Source organism: Pseudoalteromonas luteoviolacea (genome assembly GCF_000814765.1).
Taxonomy (GTDB): domain Bacteria; phylum Pseudomonadota; class Gammaproteobacteria; order Enterobacterales; family Alteromonadaceae; genus Pseudoalteromonas; species Pseudoalteromonas luteoviolacea_H.
In genome coordinates, this window is the sequence record NZ_JWIC01000006.1 from 212,613 (window position 1) to 232,738 (window position 20,126).

A 20,126-nucleotide genomic window follows, 5' to 3' on the forward strand; every position below is an offset into this window, starting at 1 on the left:
CTAACTGCATCGACTCTTTCATAGTATAGGCAAGCAAAAAGAAAATAAACCCTTTTATTCAGGGAGTAGAGATTTCTACTCCCTTGATAGCTTTAAAAAAGGCTTGTTATGGGCGTTGGCCTGCTTGGATAGCAGTTAAAGCAATCGTGTAAACGATGTCATCGACGAGGGCTCCACGGCTCAGGTCGTTAACCGGCTTACGCATCCCTTGCAACATAGGACCGATACTGATCAAGTCAGCGCTTCGTTGTACCGCTTTGTAGGTTGTATTACCTGTATTAAGGTCAGGGAAAACAAACACAGTGGCTTTACCAGCGACTTTACTGTTTGGCGCTTTTTTACGGGCTACGTTTTCCATAATCGCAGCATCATACTGTAGTGGACCATCGATATCCAAATCAGGACGTTTTTGCTGTGCAAGTTTTGTCGCTTCTCGCACTTTGTCTACGTCTGCACCTTGTCCAGAAGTACCTGTACTATAACTGATCATTGCGACTTTGGGCTCAATACCGAACGCAGCAGCTGAGTCCGCTGATTGAATCGCGATATCAGCAAGTTGCTCGGCGGTAGGGTCAGGGTTAATCGCACAATCACCATAAACCAATACTTGATCAGGCAATAGCATAAAGAATACCGAGCTGACTAAAGAAGAATCTGGTGCCGTCTTGATGAGCTGCAGTGGCGGGCGGATCGTATTCGCAGTGGTGTTTACTGCCCCAGATACTAAGCCATCCACTTCATTTTCTGCAAGCATCATAGTCCCTAGTACTACGTTGTCTTGCAGCTGTTCAGCAGCCACAACTTCGGTAAGTCCTTTGTTCTTACGCAGTTCAACCATAGGTGCTATGTACTTATCGACGGCTTCATTAGGATCAACAATGGTGATGTTTTCGTTTAGTATCACGCCTTGCTGTGCTGCAATACGTTGTATTTCGTCATGGTCACCTAATAAAACGGTTTTGGCGATACCTCGTTCTCCGCAGATAGCGGCGGCTTTGATTGTGCGTGGTTCATTGCCCTCTGGCAGTACGATGGTTTTGTTGGCTCTACGAGCTAGATCCGTCAACATAAATCTAAATGCTGGAGGTGACAGTTTTCTGGTGCGAGCAACACCTTGCGATAAGCTATCTAGCCAGTCAGGGTCAATGTGATCCGCGTTGTGCTGTTTCACTTTATCGATTCGCTGTTCGTCATCTGCAGGCACTTCCATATTGAAGTTGTGCAGCAGTAGAGATGTTCTCCAAGTATCGGCTTCAGTTGCAAGAATGGGTAGGCCCGTATTCATAGCTTGCTCGCACAGTTCCATAATTCTTGGTTCTGGCTTAAAGCCGCCGGTAAGTAAAATTGCCCCTAGTTTTGTACCATTCATTGCAGAGAGGCACGCAGCGACCAAGATGTCTGAGCGATCGCCCGGTGTTACCAATAACGCACCCGGCGTAAAGTGATTTAGAATATTGGATACTGTCCGCGCACAAAATGTAACGCGGCGCAGACGCCTATGTGCCATATCCCCTTCATTAATGACTTCAGCTTGCAGGTATTCACTCAGGTCTCTCACTCGAGGTGCTACAAGGTCGAAATCCCAAGGGATGGCGCCCAACAACATAAACGGATGTTTGCGGAAAATTGGCAGTGATGCCAAACGGTTCATCTCGTTTTCTAGTTGCTCAGGCTCATGCTGGTCTACCAAGTCGGCGCGAGCACGTCCGTCTTCATCAAGAGGCGCATTAACTTTGTTAAAAATACAGCCCAACACTCTTGCATGATCAATACCACCATAGTTACCAGAAGCGATTTCAAGTCGGTCTTCAAGTTGATCATTCGTGTCGTTACCTGGTGTTAATACGAATACAATATCAGCGCCCAAGGTTTGCGCAATTTCTCGGTTTACACGGCCGGCGTATGGTTGTTTTCGAGTTGGCACCATGCCTTCAATAATGGCCACTTCATCGTCTTGAACACTGCTTTCAAAGCGCTCAACGATTTCTTCTAAAAGGTCATCACCTTTTCCATCTCCAATCATTTGTTCTGCATAGTGCAGTTCAAATGGGGTAGGAGGGGCAATTGAAGATCCTTGCTTGATAATTAACGTCGACTTCTCCGGGCCCACATCAGCATTACGAGGCTGTGCAATAGGTTTGAAAAAGTTAACTTTTACAGCTTTTTGCTCTAGAGCACGCACTAAACCGACAGAAACCGATGTTAAACCAACCCCAGTTGAGATTGGGATAAGCATTATTCTACGACCCATATTTATTGCTCCCCAGCAAGCATGGCTGCATCTTGCGCGATGACAAGCTCTTCGTTGGTTGGAATAACCATCGCAATAGGGTTAGAAGAGTCCTCAGTGATTACACCTTCGCTGCCAAATCTGGCTGCCAAATTTCGTTCATTGTTTAACTCGAAGCCCAAGAAGCTTAATTGGTTAACAACACTTGCGCGGATCACATCAGAGTTCTCACCAATGCCACCTGTAAATACCAATGCATCAATCCCGCCAAGAGGTACAGCGAAACTGGCGATTTGTTTGGCGAGTCTGAAGCAGAAAATATCTAGAGCCAGTTGTGCTTTTTCATGTCCGTCAGCTGCACTTTCTTCAATAGTACGGCAGTCATTTGATAGTTCACTGATCCCTAGCAGGCCACTTTTTTTGTTTAATAGAGTATCTATTTGTGAAGCAGAGTAACCAAGTTGATTAACGAGGTAGGCAAATAATCCAGGGTCTATATCACCGCTGCGAGTGCCCATTACAAGGCCCTCTAATGGGGTTAATCCCATACTGGTATCGACAGATTTTCCATCTTTTACAGCACAGACAGAGCAGCCGTTACCAAGGTGCGCGGTAACAATTTTAGAAGATTTGTTTGTTAAGCCTAATTGTTCGATGGCCTGGGCCGATACGTAGAAGTGGCTAGTACCATGGAATCCATAGCGTCTGACGCTGTGCTTTTCATATAGCGAGTAGGGTAGCGCATATAAAAATGCAGTTGGTTCCATTGACTGGTGGAAAGCAGTGTCGAAAACAGCAACCTGAGGTAAAGTTGCAAACGCGTCGCTGGCAGCTTCTATGCCAAGCAAGTTTGCAGGGTTATGTAAAGGCGCAAGTGTCGCTGTTTGCTTGATAGCATCTAGCACTGTGTCGTTGATCAGTGCTGATTTAGTGAAGTGTTCGCCACCGTGAACAACGCGATGGCCAACAGCAACTAATTGCTGGTCAAGCTTAAGTGATTTAACAAGATCGACCAGTTCATTGATAGCGACTTCGTGGGCATCACCACTGGATAGAGAAATAATGTGCTTTTGGCCATTAAATTTATATTTAATTTGAGGTGAAGACTCACCTAAACGTTCCGCTAAGCCGGATAAATGCTCTTTTGCAGAGCTTGAATCTATGATTGCAAATTTGAGGCTAGAGCTGCCACAATTGAGGACCAAAACATGCGACGATGACATAATGACTTTCCGTTTTGACAATAAGAGTAATTGCGTATTAAGCTAAATGGTGAAGTTCATTCAGCATTACACTTAATACTAAGGTATAATTGACATGAATGACGTAATTTTACCTTATTTTTTTAAGAAAAGTTAGCACCTAGGAGTTATGATGCAGAAAAGTCTTATTTCACAAGTGCAACTGGGCCGTCAATATGCTAAAGAATGGCCAATGCGTAAGGAACTTGCGCCTCTATTCCCTGAGTTTAGAGTGATTAAGGCTACGGAACTCGCTTTGCAAACCATGCCAATGTTGGCGCTTTTTACTGTTTTTTTTCAAACCAGTCTATTAGGTATGGAGTTTTTACCTCAGTCGATTGCGATTGCTTTGTTTTTTCTTACATTACCTGTGCAGGGGCTATTGTGGCTAGGTAAGCGTTGTGACACGTCTTTAACCCCTGCTTTGTCTTCTTGGTATAGAGAGCTTTACCAAAAAATGGTGGCTAACGGGTATCAAGGCGATATGTGTACAGGAAAGCCAACTTATCGAGCGCTTGCAAAGTTACTCCGAGATATGTTTGATAAAATGGACAAAGCGTTTACCAAAGAAAATTTATAACTAAACCATGCACACCTTAGGGTGTGCTAACTTAAGGCAATCTTATATACTTTTTCCTCAGCGAGACTAGCAGAAGCAAGGGGGTAAACCAACCCAGTGTACCCCCTGAGCTCGATTCAGCTGCTGATGTTTGCACTCGGTTGGATGGATCTGCAGGTGCAACTGGATCTGAAGGATTCTCGTTGTTTGGCGCTACATTCAACTCAAAAGTATCTTGTGCAACCATTACATCATCATAATATGCTTTCACACTCACAGCGTGCGTGCCAACCTCATCAAACGTAAAGTCAACCTCTTGCCCTGTATGGAATAAACCGCCTGGAAATTCCCATTGGTAGTCTAATGAGAGGTCGTAATCTGATGAGAGTAAGACCCTTGCGTTACTTGTTTTTCCTACCTCAATCATGTCTGGTAAAGCCAAGCTAATAGATTTAATTGCAGGGGAAATGGCGTTGACTTCATACTGCTGACTATAACTCAGCTTTTCATTGATAAAGGCTGTGAGTGAAACGGTATAAATTCCAGGTGTGTTATATTCATGTGTCGGATTTTCTTCGGTGCTTGTGGTCCCATCTCCAAAATCCCATGAATAAGTAGTTTCTTGAGCTACAAGCAGGTATGGTATGCAATACATCAAACTTGCTATACATGTATTCCTTTTAATCGACATAAGTTAAATCCTTCACCTTTAACCTCTCATAAATTGACTTTCAAATATAGAGCAGAACTTTATTTGCAAGTCAAAAACGTTATTAATCTAATACACTTAAATAAAATTTTAAATACATACTTTAATATTATGAAATTGTTTATATATTATCCTGATCCCAATTTTTAATCTGGATTAATAGTCTTTTTTTGGTTATTTTTTATTAGTTTTATTTGAGTGAAATAACATCAGAAAGGAGTCTCAGTGTCTAACTTACGACTAGTTGTTGCCTTAATTGCTTGCCAGACCTTCACGTATAATGCGAAGGCAAAAGAGCAATTATCCTTTGTTCATCAAGCTAACAGCTTAAAATTGTCAGGCTTAGAGTATAAATTAAATAAAGTTAAGGAAGCCGATAGTGCAACTCGTTTTGAGCACTATGAGTTATATTGGCAAGGTGTTCGGGTATATAACAGTACTTTGGTTTTTCAAAATACGATGGTTGGTGATTTACGACTCATTTCTGGAAATACCAAGTTAACTACCCAGCTAGCATCGGATAAATTATATGCAACGAGAGTAGAAAGTAAGTTTACGTTTTCAGATGAAGCAGTTACTCAACACGTATATCAGCATTATCCATCAACTTTAGATATTATTAGCACCGAACGCTTAGTTGTCCGAGAAGAAAATCTAGCCTCTCACTTTGTTTATCGAGTTGAGGTGAAGTCAAAGCAGCATAATCGTCAGTTTTTAATTTTGGATGGTCAAACACTTGAGCAGTTAGGTTCGTCGGCAAGTCATTACGCATTTGATGGGCATCATGATCAAAGCTATCACGCAGTCGCAACGACCACCGGTAATTATAAGTTAGGCTTAAATTGTCACCAAGCACCAAATATGACAACGCAAAAGTGTCAAAATACGGCGCTACCAATGGAGCACCCGCTGACACGAAAACACTTTCCTCATTATCCAAGTGTAAGTAATGTTTATTTTAGAGGCGAAGCATCTAACGCGTTTGACGAGTTTAGTGGCTATCCAATGGTTGTAAAGCTTGAAAACAACCGGTGCATTTTTAAGAATAATTGGGTTGAAACATATCAAGGCAGTGCCTTAGAGCCATATTCTTATGCATGCCCTAATGGAGCAGTGGAAAGCCATGGCATTGATGGCGACCCTTATTTTTATTACTTCTTGAAAGGTGCATTTAAAGCCGTTAACGATGGGCACTTTTTCGGTGGTGTGGCTGCGCAAACTTTACACTGGCATTTTAACGCACTCTTTCCAAACCAACAAAACCGCTGCGATACAAAAGCGGGTTATTGCCTAAATACAATTAAACAGCGCATTGACGCTGGTAACCTGTATCAAAGTAGTTGGGATGGTGAGTTTACGAACTATGCTGGTGGCACCATAGGCAGCCCATTCCCTCATGGGAGTTCTTTAGACATTGTTGCACACGAAATAGGGCATGCAATTTTAGAGTGGAACACAGGCAATATTCTTTCAGATTTAAATTTTGGCGGTGAATTAGCTGAGCTTCGCGCGAAACGCAGCGCTTTACATGAGAGTTTTGCTGATATTACAGCCATTGCAGTGAAAGATTATTATGCGCGTCATTTGCAAGCGGAACCATCAGATTCTAACTGGATACAGACTGCTATTTTCTCTGAACTGTACCACTATGATAATAAGTTTTGGGCTATCGGTTATGATAGCAGACTTGCGAATTCTTTTTTGCGCCATGCATCTATGCCTAGATTAGACGGCATAAGTATGGATGACTATCGAGATTATGAACAAACAAGGGGATCCCACCAGCGCGCTGGAGCACTCAATAAATTGTTTTATTTAATTTCCACTAGCGACGGTTGGGATGTACAACGTGCGTATAGACTGGTTTTAAAAGCGATGACAGGGTGTTTTCCTGCCAATGCTGGTATGTATGAGGCGTCACAGTGTCTAATTGCCACAGCCGATGAGTATGATAAACAACATATCACTCATCTTGCTGAGCAGGTTGGCTTTGTTGCGGCTTTAGAGGCCGATAACCAACTTGAAGTAATTGTAAAGCGTATGTACGGAGAAGCACTGTTTGATATTAGCGACTCGAGAATATCGCAAGATAATATTGCTCAGTTAGCGGTGAAGCTGGATGATAAGCCATTTCTTTCATGGACACCGCAAAGTGCTGAGTTGTGGGAGGATGTAAAGTCTATACGTCATACTTTTGGGGCTGGAGAGTATGCATTATCATGGCATGTTGAGCTTAACGATGGTTCCGAATTAACATCAAAACGGCTACTGAGTCTATTTGAATCGCCATTATGTAAAGCAGGCCAAACTACTGAACGTTTTATATCTGAGCTGTCTTTCAATGGTCAAAAAAGTGAAATTAAAGCAGGGACCAGTGACATCATAATGACCGATCCTGTATATATGCAATCACCTATTAAAATAGACATGTTTAAACTTGATGGCTACTCAACCATTGCTGCCTATTTAGATACGGATAGAAATGGCTATTTTGATGCGGATAGTGAAAAGTTGATCAATCAGAATGACTTTGAGGGTACCGTTGTTTATGACCTTAGCCAATTCCAAAACTTAGAGGCTGGCCCAAGTGTCGTGAGATTTGTGTTATCTGCACAACAAGAAACATCGAGCTGTACAGGTTTAAATGAATCACAAGTCATAGATGTACATATTACCTTAAGTGGAGGTGAGTATGTTGCACCTAGCATTGATTTCGGTTTTAAACAAAAAAATAGCGACCTACATTTATCGGTTAAGCAACAGTTTAGCAATGCCTACACATTTAAATGGATTTTTGATCAGGAGGAAGTCGTGACTTCTGATTATCATATTGTTAAATCACTGCACCAGACATCACAGGTTACCTTAGTATTACTTCGAGACGGTGTGGAAGTTAATCGCCTGTCTAAAACGGTGAATGTTACGCCTGAGCCTGAGTTTAGTATTAACTGCCAACAAAACGGTACTGAATGTAAGTTATCAGTAGAAGGTGAGTTACCGAGTAATATTGCTAGGTTTGCGTGGCGAGTAGATGAACAGCACTACACGAGCAGCAATCGCTATTTAGTATATGACTTCGGTACGGCGGGGCTTAAAAATGTGACTGTATCCCTTATTTTACAGGGGTCCTCGGTCATATTTGAAAAATCACAGTCTATCGAGTTAAAAGAGGTTGTTAATTTTGAGGTTAACGTACAACAAGAAAACGCTGACTTTATTTTGAATATTTCTCAAACGCTTCCTATGGGTTACTCATTGGTTTGGGTTGTAAACGGTATTGAATACCCGCACAGTTCGGCGGGCATTAAACTAGTCGGATTAGCACCTGACGATAGCGTCAGTTACATTTTGAAAAAAGATGGGGAAACGATATTGGAGAAGCCGCTAACTATAATTCATGTTAGCGATCCTAATTTGAAGGTTAGTTACCAGGGTGCTGGTTTAAAGCTCAATTTTTTGGCAGAGCATCAGTCAAATGCAAAGGAATTAAAGTACATTTGGGACTTTGGTGATGGCACTGTTAAAGAAACTGATACACAGCAAATGAATTATAGTTATTCTGAACCAGGTGAATATGAAGCCAGTGTCACTCTGGTGGTAGAGGGGCGCGCCAGGTTTATAGCTCAAACATTCGTGAACGTTTTATCAATTACTCCAGACATCACTATCAATGTCAGCCAGCATAACCAAATGCTCTCTTTGAGTGCTTCCGGTGAGATAAATGATAAGATGACGTTTCAATGGTTGATAAACAATGAGATCAAGTTTGGGCGCACTATCGATTATCAATTTCCTGACAAAACACAGGTAACGAGCATCAAACTCAATGTATATCAAAATAATCAAGAAGTGATAGAGATCATTGAAGACATTCAAGTGGTTGAAAATATGAATTTAGACTTTGAATGGTCTCAAAGTGATGGGGATAACCCCCTTAAGTTTAGTTTTTCTGTAAGGAAAGAGTAGGTTTGAAATGGAAATGGCCCATGGCTGTATGTGCAAGGGCCATTTAGTGCATCATTCGGTGACTTTTTTGTATTGGGTAATTAAAAAAGAAAAGGTCACGTTATGAGCCTCACTCTGTGCTAATTCATTGTAATGAGAGTCTTTGAATTTCCAAGCAAATGGGGTCATTTTAATTAAATGCTCCACAATATCAGACGCCACGGATTGATTATCTTCGACTAGAGTTTGCTCTACGACCTCAAACCCTTCAGGACACTCTGGTGCTTCGTGTAAACGAACATCATCATAGATCTTTTGCTTTAGTTCAAACAGGTGTTTTGGGCCAGGGCCTACGACAATCAAGGTGCCATCTGGCTGTAAAAGGCGTGCGGATTCTTGTGTAAAGACAGGAGCAAAAATACTCAACACAACATCAGCGTATTCACTTTTAAAAGGTGCATCTTTACTAGAGGCGACGCTAAAGTGTGGCTTATTATATCTCTTAGCTGCATATTTGATCGCAGGTTTACTAATGTCTAATCCATAGACTGCGGTCGAGTCTGTGATAGCCGCCGCGATAGCTTGGGTATAAAACCCTTCGCCGCAGCCAAGGTCTATCACAACTTTTGGGGTTTTGGATGCGACTAATCTGGCCAGTGATTGTTGTAAAAAAGCGTAGTGATTAGTTGCAAAAAAGGCGCGTCGAGCTTGCACCATATCTAAATTGTCACCGGGTTGCTTTGAGCGCTTAAACTGCACTGGAAGTAAGTTTATATAGCCTTCTTTTGCAAAGTCGAATTGATGACGATTTATGCAGCCCAGTGTATTGTTTGTTTTTGATAGTGGTTCTGAGCATATGGGGCAACGGTAATCTAATGTCATCTATCTAAATATTCCTGATCATAAAAGGTCCTAACCCAGTTAGGCCGGTAGGTGATCATCAGTGTAATTGCCATGCCATTTAACATGGCTTCTGGAAACCACATGATCACTGAGTAAAACATATAATTGTATTGCAGTGTCTGCCAGTCGTATAGACCTACTGACCAATAATAGACACCGGTGAGCAGTATTTTACAGGCTGCGACAATACCTGCGCAAATAAATGCACATCCAAATATATAAATAAAGAAGTGCCTCGGTAAATACTGATAACAAAGTAGAAAAATTGCGTAACTGATATAAACAGGAATAATGCCGGTTAAAAACCAAAAAGTGAAAAATTCAATTTGGGTCGAAGTGAAGATGAAGTGTAATAACGAGGCAAGCAACGTGCTTATTAGGGATAACCGCCAGCCTAGCACTAAAGTGACCGCGGTAATGGCCAAAATATGGATGTCTAAAAATGGCAAAATACCTGCCTGAATCTGCCATAAAATGGCCATAACCAGCGCACAGCAAAATACGCCAGTTTGTCTTTGTGGAGTTTTGAGAAGTGCAAAAAATTGCACTTTATCAAAACTCACTGCAAATGCGAGCAATGAAAACAACATAATTGCCATTGGCTGTTACCTGTCATTGCAAGGAGTTGCTATCTGTTGTGCTTAGATATCGAAAGTGGCCCAAATTGGTGCGTGATCAGACGGCTTTTCGATGCCTCTGAGCTCATAATCTATATCACTTTCGGTACAGGTCGCCATTAAGCTTTCTGTAGCAAGCACGACATCGATACGTAATCCTCGGTTATCATTAAATCCTTTTGAGCGATAGTCAAACCACGAGTATTTGTCTTGTGCGTCTGGTGTTAATTCTCTAAAGGTGTCTTTTAATCCCCAATCCATCAGTGTTTTAAGCCATTCACGTTCTTCTGGCTGGAATGAGCATTTGCCGGTTTTTAACCAGCGCTTCATATTGGCATCGCCAATACCGATATCACTGTCAGTAGGTGAGATATTGATATCGCCCATAACCACAAGATTAGCCTCTGCAGATTCATGAGTATTGAGGTGGGTCATTAAATCTTTATAAAATTGGCGTTTATATGGAAACTTAGTCTCGTGGCTGATGTTGTCACCTTGCGGGAAATAGCCATTCATGACTGTGACTTCTTTACCATTATCACTCTCGAATACGCCAGAAATCATACGCTTTTGAGCTTCTTCAGTATCTGTTGCAAACCCTTTAAGGATAGCCTTTGCAGGCTTTTTAGATAACAGAGCCACACCGTAATGTGCTTTTTGACCGTGAAAGTAAACGTTATAACCCATTGATTCGACGTCTTCGATAGGAAACGCCTCATCATGCACTTTGATTTCTTGTAAGCCGATGACGTCAGGCTGATGTTTGTCGATAAGTGCTTGTAGTTGGTGCAGCCTAGCTCTAAGGCCATTGATATTGAAAGAGATAATTTTCATGTATAAAAGTCATAGGTAAATAAAAATGAGTGTAACACTTTTGCTGATGAGATAGGTGAAAAGTTTACTTATGAAGGCTTCTGAATTGTTAAATTTTTTTACCATTCTCGCCAGTTAAAGCGACATGTTTATGAAGTTGTTAATTGATCATTAAATAGTCAAAAAAGTTTATTTTTATCATTTACAGACATTTTTTTGATTATATAATGCGCAGCAATTCGTTCTTTTGAGGTAGATTATGTTTAAGTCTTTCACTATTGCTGCACTTGTTTCTCTTACGTCAACTGGTGTATTTGCATCTGAAGTTCAGAGTTTTAAAGCAAGCGATGCATCTGTAATTTCTAAAGTATGTGAGGTTGCTGCAAACCAAGGTCTAAGTGCTGCAAGAAAAGAGGGAGCACAACACGGTGTGTTTATCTCTCGCTTCTCTGAAACGGTAAAATGTAACGGTGAAGATATTCGTACATTTGCTAAATCTCAAAATGAAATGCAAATAGTGAAACAAACGACCCAGTCAAAGTTGGTGGCAAAAAACACATCAATAGCAACTGAATTGTGTTTAAAGGCGGCTAAAGAAGGCTTAGACAGTTTGAAAACATATCGCGGTCAAGCTAGAAGCTTAAAGTGTAATAATCTACCAGTTAAGCAATTTGTTCAACAGGTTAACAAAACAGCTATGTAATTAGTTGCTTAATAAAATTACAAACCCAGCATTATTGCTGGGTTTTTTTATGTCTTTATTTTGACTGTATCATCTCAAGTTTAAACCTTGTCCATTGGTTTATTTTTTGTAAATTAAACGCCTCTTAAATGTGTTTTTATTGTTTTTTCTATGTGTTATAAATGTTGTCGAGATGTTTTTTTATAACACTACGGAGAAGAAAGATAATGAAAAAGGGGATTACGCTAATAGCATCTGCGGTCGGTATTGCATTGCTTGGGGGGGCAAGTCCAACATTTGCAAATGACGCAGAGGTTGAGCGAATTGAAGTAACTGGCTCACATATTAAACGCTCTGATTTGGAAGGCCCTTCGCCAATCCAAACGATTTCTGCAGGCGACCTAGCAGCAACTGGATCTACAGATCTTATCGGTGCCTTACAAAAGTTGCCTGTCGCTGGTGCAGGTACATTCAGTACACAAGGTAACTCAAGTGATGATACTGCAAATGGCGGGTCAAGCGTTGCTTTAAGAGGCTTAGGTGCTTCGTCTACTTTGGTATTGATCAATGGTCGTCGCGTTGCAGTGAGTCCATTTGCGAAAGATATTGAAACATCTTTTGTCGATTTAAATACGATTCCAGTTTCATCTGTTAAGCGAATTGATGTCTTGAAAGACGGTGCGTCAGCAACTTATGGCTCTGATGCAGTTGCCGGTGTTATCAATATTATTTTACGAGATGATATTGATGGATTTGAAGTTGCAGGCAAAATATCAGATACCGCCGATGGTGGTGCAAAAGAGGAAAACTTTACGCTTTTATGGGGTAGCTCGACAGATAAAGGACACCATAACTTTTCACTGGATTATTTCAAACGTGGCGATGTATTTTATGCGGATAGAGACTATGCATCTACGGCAGATCAACGATTCAGAGGTGGAAATAACGCACTGAGCTCTTCTGGTATACCAGGCAGTATTGAAATAGTAAGGTCTGCCGTTACTGATGCTCAATGGGAAGCGTTGCCTGTAACCCGTGTTGAAGATGATGGCACAAAAGTAAGACAAACCTTGTTTGCTGATGTATGGGGTTCAGATACATGCCCTGAAAATATGATTATTGGTGATATTTGTCGTTACGACTATGCACCGCATATGACCCTTATTCCGTCTACAGAGCGCATCAGCTTTAACTACAATGGCGTGCAAGAAATCACTGATAGTATAGAAGGTTTTGCTGAATTTTCTGCGCAGCATACGTCAACGTTTATTCAAGGCGCGGCCAGTCCGAGTTTTACTGAATTATTTATGTCAGGTGATAATCCTAATCACCCGCTTGCAGATCAGCCTGATCACTTCCTGCATGGCGTAGATATTTCTATGCGACGACGCACAGTTGATATTGGCAATCGTAAAAAAGACGTCGATTCTGAATACTACCGAGCAGTTATGGGGATGCGTGGTGAGTTTAAAGAATGGGATTGGGAGTTTGCCTATTCTGCTATCCGTTCGAGTGCCGTTGAAAAAGGCTTTGATGGCTTTCCAAACAAAATTAGAGCACAAGCTGAGATAGATAATGGTAATTGGAATCCATTTGAACCTAGCCAGAATGCACAAGAAACACTAGACAGAATAGAAACAACGACGACGCGTTATGGTGCATCGACTATGCAATCTTTTGATGCGACCATTTCCGGTGAGTTATTTGAGTTTGGGGATGGCTATGTCGCGGCTGCATTTGGTTTAGAGCACCGGTATGAAAAAATTGAAGATAACCCAGACAGTCAGTACTTAAATGGTGAAATTTTCGGTACTGAAGCGACACAAGCAAATGGTGATCGTGATAATACGGCTTTGTTTGCTGAATTTAATGTGCCAGCTACTGAAACTTTAGAACTACAACTTGCATTACGTTATGAAGATTACAGTGATTTTGGTAATACGACGGACCCTAAAGTCGCATTTCGTTGGACGCCTCTTGAGGAAATTGTCGTACGTGGCTCATGGGGTACCGCATTCAGAGCGCCTTCATTGGTGCAACTACACCTAGGTAAAACAGAAGAATCTCCAAGCGTCATTGACCGCGAGCGCTGTAAAATCACAAAAGATCCTTTAGATTGTGAACCATTTGAGTATACAGCTGATGTGGCAGGTAATAAAAACTTGCAACCTGAAGAGTCTACTAACTACAACTTGGGTGTGATCTGGCAGGCATCAGATGAATTTAGTATCGGTTTAGACTATTGGAATTATGATCAAGATAATCTAATCAAGAAAATTGGTGCGCAAGAGATAGTGGATTGTTGTGGTGATGACACAAGTTTAGTCACTAGGGATCCAAGCACTGGAAGCACGCCGGGTCGTATCCGTCGAATTAATGATACGTTCGTCAATATTGGTGGCAGAAAAACTGACGGTATTGATATTGATCTAGAGTATAGGTTGCAAACCCAAGACATGGGTGAGTTTAAATTTGGCTACAACGTTACATACGTGCTTAATTACGATGAAGAGTTATTAAAAACAGATGATAACGGTAATCAGATCACAGTCATAGAAGATGAAAATGGAGAGTATCAACATCCAGATTTACGTTGGAATGCGCGAGTTGATTGGGCATTAGATGATTGGGTCGCTAACTTCAGCGTCAATTATATAGACTCATATAATGACTTAGCAGATAGTGACGGCAACAAATTTGAAATCGACTCTTGGACAACCATAGATACAAGTGTCACGTATATTGGTTACGAGCAGTTAACCGTGACAGTAGGTGCCTCTAACCTAACTAATGAAGAAGCGCCTTTTGCACCATCTGAATCTATGGGCGTAGATAATAAAACCCATAGCGTGCTTGGACGTCAGGCCTACTTAAAGTTCGCTTATAAGTTCTAAACCCAGTAAATTGTCAATTATCAGGCCCTGCATCGTAGGGCCTTTTTTATTTTTAAACGTCACTGATGTTTTAAAAGCACGCTTCTCCTCACTCATTCTTCAATAAATTGCGTATCGATTCTATTATTTAGAATAATAATTGAAGGAGTTCTGTCTATGCACTCAAGAAAATTTATTATCACAGGTGTCGTTCAAGGGGTTGGTTTTAGATATCACACTAAGATTAAAGCTGGCTCTTTAGGGTTAACGGGATTTGCCAAAAATTTACCGGATAGAAGTGTGGAAGTGGTCGTGACAGGTCAGGAAGAGGACATCATAGCACTTGAGGCATGGTTAAAAAAAGGGCCTGTTATGGCAAAGGTCGCATCAATAAGTAAAGAAAGCATCGATGAGGTCATGTCAGATGGCTTTGAAATACTCTGAAAAGCGCCTATTTTTGGGAATTACAGATGAATACATGTGTAAAGTAAAGCTTACGTATTTGAAATGTACGCAAAAAAGGGCGAATTTTGACATAAAAAAAGAGGCTAATAAGCCTCTTTTTTCAAATAAAGTGAGTAATTAACGCTCACCTTGGTCCTGATAATCGCGTGCAGTGTAGCCAGTGTAAAGCTGACGAGGGCGACCGATTTTGTGACCAGCTTGAGAAAGCATTTCATTCCAATGTGAAATCCAGCCAACTGTACGAGACATAGCGAAGATTACAGTGAACATGCTTGTTGGAATACCAATTGCTTTAAGAATGATACCAGAGTAGAAATCTACATTCGGGTAAAGCTTCTTCTCGATGAAGTATGGGTCTTCTAGTGCAATTTGCTCTAGCTTCATTGCTACGTCAAGAAGTGGGTCTTGAATATTCAATTCTTTAAGTACTTCGTGACACGTTTGACGCATTACTGTCGCGCGTGGGTCAAAGTTTTTGTAAACACGGTGTCCGAAGCCCATAAGACGGAACGGATCGTTCTTGTCTTTTGCTTTTGCCACGTACTCGTCGATACGGTCTACAGAGCCGATCTCTTCAAGCATAGTTAGACAAGCTTCGTTTGCACCACCGTGCGCAGGACCCCAAAGTGATGCAATACCAGCAGCGATACACGCATAAGGGTTAGCACCTGAAGAACCAGCTAGACGAACTGTCGAAGTCGAAGCATTTTGTTCGTGGTCAGCGTGAAGCATGAAAATACGGTCCATTGCTTTTGCTAGCACTGGGCTTACTTTGTACTCTTCAGCTGGAACAGAGAACATCATGTGCAAGAAGTTTTCTGCATAGCTAAGATCGTTACGAGGATATACGAAAGGTTGGCCTACGTTATATTTGTATGCCATTGCAGCGATAGTTGGTAGTTTAGCAACTAGTTTTGTTGCACAACGCATACGCTGTTCTGAGTCTGAAATATCTAAATCATCGTGGTAGAAAGATGATAGTGCGCCTACTACACCACATAGCATTGCCATTGGGTGTGAATCAACACGGAAGCCTTGGAAGAAAGCAGCAATCTTCTCATGCATCATAGTGTTACGAGTGATCTCGTCAGAGAACGTGTGTAGTTGCTCTGCGTTTGGTAGTTCACCGTTAAGAAGTAAGTAGCAAAGTTCGATGTAGTTTGAGTGCTCTGCTAATTGTTCGATCGGGTAGCCGCGGTGAAGAAGTACACCTTTTGCACCATCAATGTAAGTAATAGATGATTCACAAGAGCCAGTCGACATGAAACCAGGGTCATATGTGAAGAAGCCGTGAGCACCTAAAGTACGAACGTCGATAACGTCTTGGCCAGCTGTACCAGAGTGGATCGGTAGTTCGATTGGGTCGTGCCCATCGATATGGACTGTGGCTTTCTTATCTGCCATCTATCTTATCTCCTATGAAATAACAACATTCTGATTGTTATGTTGTGATACTAATGTTAAGCAAATTCAGATCATTGTAACTTATAAATGGGGTGAAAAGTCAATTTTTCTAAGAATTATGCAAAAATGTATAATAAGTATTCTAACTAGATTAAATATTATACCATTGGCTAATTCGCAAGCGTACGAAACTAAACAAGAATTGTAAAAACACGCACAGCCTTATATACTGTCAACGGTTTTATACCGTGTCGTCTGTGGGTAAACCTATTTTTACATCGAAGTTTTACAGGCAAGTGATCTTTTAAGTGTTTAAACAGGTTTATCTAGAGTGTGCCATTTGTGCATGTCGTGCAAGTGGGTTGATAAAAACAAGTAGATGAAGCTCTTATCGAGCAAAGATGGGCAAGTAACTGTGAAAAAGCAAAGACCTGTAAATCTAGATCTTACGACTATATCTATGCCAGCAACGGCAAAGGCGTCGATCTTACATCGTGTCACTGGTGTCGCGTTGTTCTTCGCGCTGACATTTGTCATTTGGGCGTGGTCTGAATCTCTCTCTTCTCCTGAAGGTTTTGAATTTGTAAAAGAGCTTATGACTGGCTTTGTTGCAAAATTCATTGCGTGGGGCACCTTGGCTGTGTTGTCTTACCACATCATTGGCGGTATCCGTCACATGATTCAAGACATGGGCCACTGGGAAGAGTTAGAGTCGGGCAATGCAAGTGCTAAAATTGCAATCGCCATTTGGGTAATCGTTGCGATTCTTGGTGGAGTGTGGATATGGTCTTAAATCAAGCAACTCTGAAACGTGATGGTGTACAAGATTATGTATCACTTCGCGCAACAGCATTAATTATTGCAGCATACGCTGTATTTATCGTGGGCTACTTAGCGTTAACTCCTGAATTAACGTATGAAGCATGGACTGGGTTGTTCGACAACTTAGCTATGAAAGCTGCAACTATTATTACACTAGTTTGTATAATGGTTCATACTCGTATTGGTCTTTGGCAAGTTCTTACTGACTACGTCAAGTGTTCAACAATGCGTTCAGTTTTAGGCTTTGTATTAAATCTAATGGCACTAGCATATGTTGCTGTTGGTTTGTTTGTTCTGTGGGGTGTTTAAGTGAAATATAATGTCCGTGAATTTGATGCTGTAGTTGTTGGAGCCGGCGGTGCGGGTATGCGTGCTGCACTTGCTATTTCTGAGTCAGGCAAGACATGTGCTCTTATCTCTAAAGTATTCCCAACTCGTTCTCACACAGTATCTGCGCAAGGTGGTATTACGGTAGCACTTGGCAACTCTCATGAAGATAACTGGGAATGGCACATGTACGATACTGTTAAAGGTTCTGATTATATCGGTGACCAAGACGCTATCGAATATATGACTAAAACGGGTCCTGAAGCTATTACTGAATTAGAAAACATGGGCTTACCATTTTCTCGTTTTGAAAATGGCCGTGTTTATCAGCGTCCTTTTGGTGGTCAGTCAAAGCATTTTGGCGGCGAGCAGGCTGCACGTACAGCAGCAGCTGCTGACCGTACTGGTCACGCACTTCTTCATTGCCTATACCAACAAAACGTTAAAAATAAAACAAACGTTTTCTCTGAGTGGTATGCCCTTGACCTAGTTAAAAATGACAAAGGCGACGTTGTTGGTGTTACAGCGATTGAGATCGAGACTGGTGAAGTTGTTTACTTCAAGTCTAAAGCTGTTGTACTTGCAACTGGTGGTGCTGGTCGTATCTATGCATCAACAACAAATGCACACATTAACACTGGTGACGGTGTTGGTATGGCAGTACGCGCTGGCATCGGCATGCAAGACATGGAGATGTGGCAGTTCCACCCGACAGGCATCGCAGGTGCTGGTACGCTAGTAACAGAAGGTTGTCGTGGTGAAGGTGGTTACCTTCTGAATAAAGATGGCGAACGTTTCATGGAACGTTATGCCCCTAATGCTAAAGACCTTGCTGGTCGTGACGTTGTTGCACGTGCAATGATGACTGAGATCCGCGAAGGTCGTGGTTGTGAAGGCCCATGGGGTATTCACATTAAGCTGAAACTTGACCACTTAGGTGAAGAGATGCTTAACCTTCGTCTACCAGGCGTTTGTGACCTATCAAAAACATTCGCACACGTAGACCCAGCTAAAGAGCCAATTCCAGTAATCCCAACATGTCACTACATGATGGGTGGTGTACCTACAAATGTAAACGGTCAAGTTCTTGACGTAGACAACAACGGTAATGAACGTATCGTTGAAGGTCTATTCGCAGTAGGTGAGATTGCTTGTGTATCAGTACATGGTGCAAACCGTCTAGGTGGTAACTCGCTACTTGACTTAGTTGTATTCGGTCGTGCAGCAGGTAACTTCCTAGGTTCTTACTTGAAAGACTTTGAGTCAACTGGTGAAGCGTCTAAAGACGATGTTGATGCAGCGTTTGCTCGTTACAATCGTTGGGAAACTTCTGAAGTTGGTAAGGGTGAAGACCCAGTTCAAATCAAGAAAGATCTGCAAGAGTGTATGCAGCTTAACTTCTCGGTATTCCGTGAAGGTGATGCAATGGCTGATGGCCTTAAGCAGCTTAAAGAAATCCGTGAACGTCTTCAGTATGCGCGTCTTGATGACAAGTCAACTGAATTCAACACGCAACGTATTGAGTGTCTTGAACTAGATAACTTGATGGAAACAGCATACTCAACAGCAGTTGCTGCTAACTTCCGTACGGAAAGCCGTGGTGCGCACTCAAGATTTGACTTCCCAGAGCGTGATGACGAGAACTGGCTATGCCACTCAATGTATCACCCAGAAAGTGAGTCAATGACAAAGCGTGATGTTAACTTTGCGCCGACTACGCGTGAAGCATTCCCACCTAAAGCTCGTACGTACTAGGAGTTAGACGATGGCAACAGCAACTTTAGAATTATCTGTTTATCGTTACAACCCAGATGTTGATACTGCACCTCGTATGCAGGAATACAAACTTGAGGTTGAAGAAGGTCGTGACATGATGGTGCTTGACGCACTACTTATGTTAAAAGAGCAGGACTCAACACTTTCTTTCCGTCGTTCATGTCGTGAAGGTGTTTGTGGTTCTGATGGTCTAAACATGAATGGTAAAAATGGCCTTGCATGTATTACTCCATTGTCTGCTCTACAAAAGAATGGCAAAGGTAAAATTATCGTACGTCCACTTCCTGGCTTGCCAGTAATTCGTGACTTGGTAATTGACATGAGTCAGTTCTACACTCAATACGAGAAAGTAAAACCTTACTTGATCAATGATAAGCCAACTGGCGGTGAAGAGCGTCTTCAATCTGTTGAAGACCGTGAAAAGCTAGATGGTCTTTATGAGTGTATTTTATGTGCATGTTGTTCTACTTCATGCCCATCATTCTGGTGGAACCCAGATAAATTTATCGGTCCTGCGGGCCTTCTTCATGCGTATCGCTTCTTGGCAGATAGCCGCGATACAGCAACTGAAGAGCGTTTAGCTGGTCTTGATGACGCGTTCAGCGTATTCCGTTGTCACAGTATCATGAACTGTGTTAGCGTTTGTCCGAAAGGTTTGAATCCAACCAAAGCGATTGGACACATTAAATCTATGCTATTAAACCGTTCGGTTTAAAGCATATTATTATCTTAAGATGGCATGCTGAGCATGCCATCTTGT

The 20,126-nt window shown here is 41.7% G+C and carries 16 protein-coding genes; 9 read left to right on the forward strand and 7 right to left on the reverse strand.

Annotated features, from left to right (window positions below):
- Positions 1-106 precede the first annotated feature (106 nt).
- Together pta and JF50_RS12440 are read right to left on the reverse strand one after the other, a co-directional pair.
- Complete coding sequence (gene pta, locus JF50_RS12435; RefSeq protein ID WP_039609783.1) at positions 107-2,251, reverse strand: phosphate acetyltransferase; 2,145 nt, start codon at positions 2,249-2,251, stop codon at positions 107-109.
- Positions 2,252-2,253: 2 nt separating this feature from the next.
- Positions 2,254-3,453 (reverse strand): acetate kinase, encoded by a 1,200-nt coding sequence (locus JF50_RS12440; protein ID WP_039609784.1) that lies wholly within the window; start codon positions 3,451-3,453, stop codon positions 2,254-2,256.
- A 151-nt stretch (positions 3,454-3,604) separates the two neighbouring features.
- On the opposite strand from JF50_RS12440, the gene yfbV reads away from it, so the two are divergent.
- Positions 3,605-4,051 carry a terminus macrodomain insulation protein YfbV gene (yfbV, locus tag JF50_RS12445; protein ID WP_039609785.1) on the forward strand — a complete coding sequence of 149 codons (447 nt, stop codon included), beginning with the start codon at positions 3,605-3,607 and terminating at the stop codon, positions 4,049-4,051.
- A gap of 31 nt (positions 4,052-4,082) precedes the next feature.
- Here yfbV and JF50_RS12450 read toward each other — a convergent pair whose 3' ends face one another.
- A complete protein-coding gene (locus tag JF50_RS12450) occupies positions 4,083-4,721 on the reverse strand; it encodes a PKD domain-containing protein (RefSeq protein WP_080760230.1) in 639 nt (212 codons plus the stop codon).
- A 243-nt stretch (positions 4,722-4,964) separates the two neighbouring features.
- Between JF50_RS12450 and JF50_RS12455 the strand changes: the two genes are divergently transcribed.
- On the forward strand, positions 4,965-8,705 hold the full coding sequence (locus tag JF50_RS12455; protein ID WP_039609787.1) for a PKD domain-containing protein: 3,741 nt from the start codon (positions 4,965-4,967) through the stop codon (positions 8,703-8,705).
- A 51-nt stretch (positions 8,706-8,756) separates the two neighbouring features.
- Here the strand turns inward: JF50_RS12455 and rlmA are convergent, their stop codons facing one another.
- The 3 genes from rlmA to xthA are packed head-to-tail and all read right to left on the reverse strand — an operon-like array spanning position 8,757 to position 11,038.
- Positions 8,757-9,566, reverse strand: a complete 810-nt coding sequence (rlmA, locus tag JF50_RS12460; RefSeq protein ID WP_039609788.1) for a 23S rRNA (guanine(745)-N(1))-methyltransferase — start codon at positions 9,564-9,566, stop codon at positions 8,757-8,759.
- Positions 9,563-10,186 (reverse strand): hypothetical protein, encoded by a 624-nt coding sequence (locus JF50_RS12465; protein ID WP_235423424.1) that lies wholly within the window; start codon positions 10,184-10,186, stop codon positions 9,563-9,565. Before JF50_RS12465 ends, rlmA begins: the two co-directional genes overlap by 4 nt.
- Before the next feature lie 42 nt (positions 10,187-10,228).
- The gene (xthA, locus tag JF50_RS12470; protein ID WP_039609789.1) at positions 10,229-11,038 is read right to left on the reverse strand and encodes an exodeoxyribonuclease III; all 810 of its coding nucleotides are present in this window, start codon (positions 11,036-11,038) and stop codon (positions 10,229-10,231) included.
- Between the two features lie 238 nt (positions 11,039-11,276).
- Between xthA and JF50_RS12475 the strand changes: the two genes are divergently transcribed.
- The 3 genes from JF50_RS12475 to yccX all read left to right on the forward strand — a co-directional run bounded on the left by JF50_RS12475 (position 11,277) and on the right by yccX (position 15,016).
- The gene (locus JF50_RS12475) at positions 11,277-11,720 is read left to right on the forward strand and encodes a hypothetical protein (protein WP_039609790.1); all 444 of its coding nucleotides are present in this window, start codon (positions 11,277-11,279) and stop codon (positions 11,718-11,720) included.
- Between the two features lie 206 nt (positions 11,721-11,926).
- On the forward strand, positions 11,927-14,593 hold the full coding sequence (locus JF50_RS12480; RefSeq protein ID WP_039609791.1) for a TonB-dependent receptor plug domain-containing protein: 2,667 nt from the start codon (positions 11,927-11,929) through the stop codon (positions 14,591-14,593).
- A gap of 156 nt (positions 14,594-14,749) precedes the next feature.
- Positions 14,750-15,016 (forward strand): acylphosphatase, encoded by a 267-nt coding sequence (gene yccX / locus JF50_RS12485; protein WP_039609792.1) that lies wholly within the window; start codon positions 14,750-14,752, stop codon positions 15,014-15,016.
- A 138-nt stretch (positions 15,017-15,154) separates the two neighbouring features.
- On the opposite strand, the gene JF50_RS12490 is transcribed toward yccX, so the two are convergent.
- Positions 15,155-16,441, reverse strand: coding sequence for a citrate synthase (locus tag JF50_RS12490; RefSeq protein WP_039609793.1), 1,287 nt, complete (start codon positions 16,439-16,441; stop codon positions 15,155-15,157).
- Positions 16,442-16,856: 415 nt separating this feature from the next.
- Here JF50_RS12490 and sdhC point away from each other — a divergent pair, with 415 nt between their 5' ends.
- From sdhC to JF50_RS12510, 4 genes are read left to right on the forward strand one after another with little or no spacing between them, the layout of a single operon-like run.
- Positions 16,857-17,234 (forward strand): succinate dehydrogenase, cytochrome b556 subunit, encoded by a 378-nt coding sequence (sdhC, locus tag JF50_RS12495; RefSeq protein ID WP_145925080.1) that lies wholly within the window; start codon positions 16,857-16,859, stop codon positions 17,232-17,234.
- Entirely contained in the window at positions 17,225-17,572 is a 348-nt protein-coding gene (sdhD, locus tag JF50_RS12500) for a succinate dehydrogenase, hydrophobic membrane anchor protein (protein WP_039609795.1), read from the forward strand. The genes sdhC and sdhD overlap by 10 nt, the downstream gene beginning before the upstream one ends.
- Complete coding sequence (sdhA, locus tag JF50_RS12505; protein WP_039609796.1) at positions 17,573-19,345, forward strand: succinate dehydrogenase flavoprotein subunit; 1,773 nt, start codon at positions 17,573-17,575, stop codon at positions 19,343-19,345. It abuts the gene before it with no gap.
- A 10-nt stretch (positions 19,346-19,355) separates the two neighbouring features.
- The gene (locus JF50_RS12510; RefSeq protein ID WP_039609797.1) at positions 19,356-20,081 is read left to right on the forward strand and encodes a succinate dehydrogenase iron-sulfur subunit; all 726 of its coding nucleotides are present in this window, start codon (positions 19,356-19,358) and stop codon (positions 20,079-20,081) included.
- Positions 20,082-20,126 lie beyond the last annotated feature (45 nt).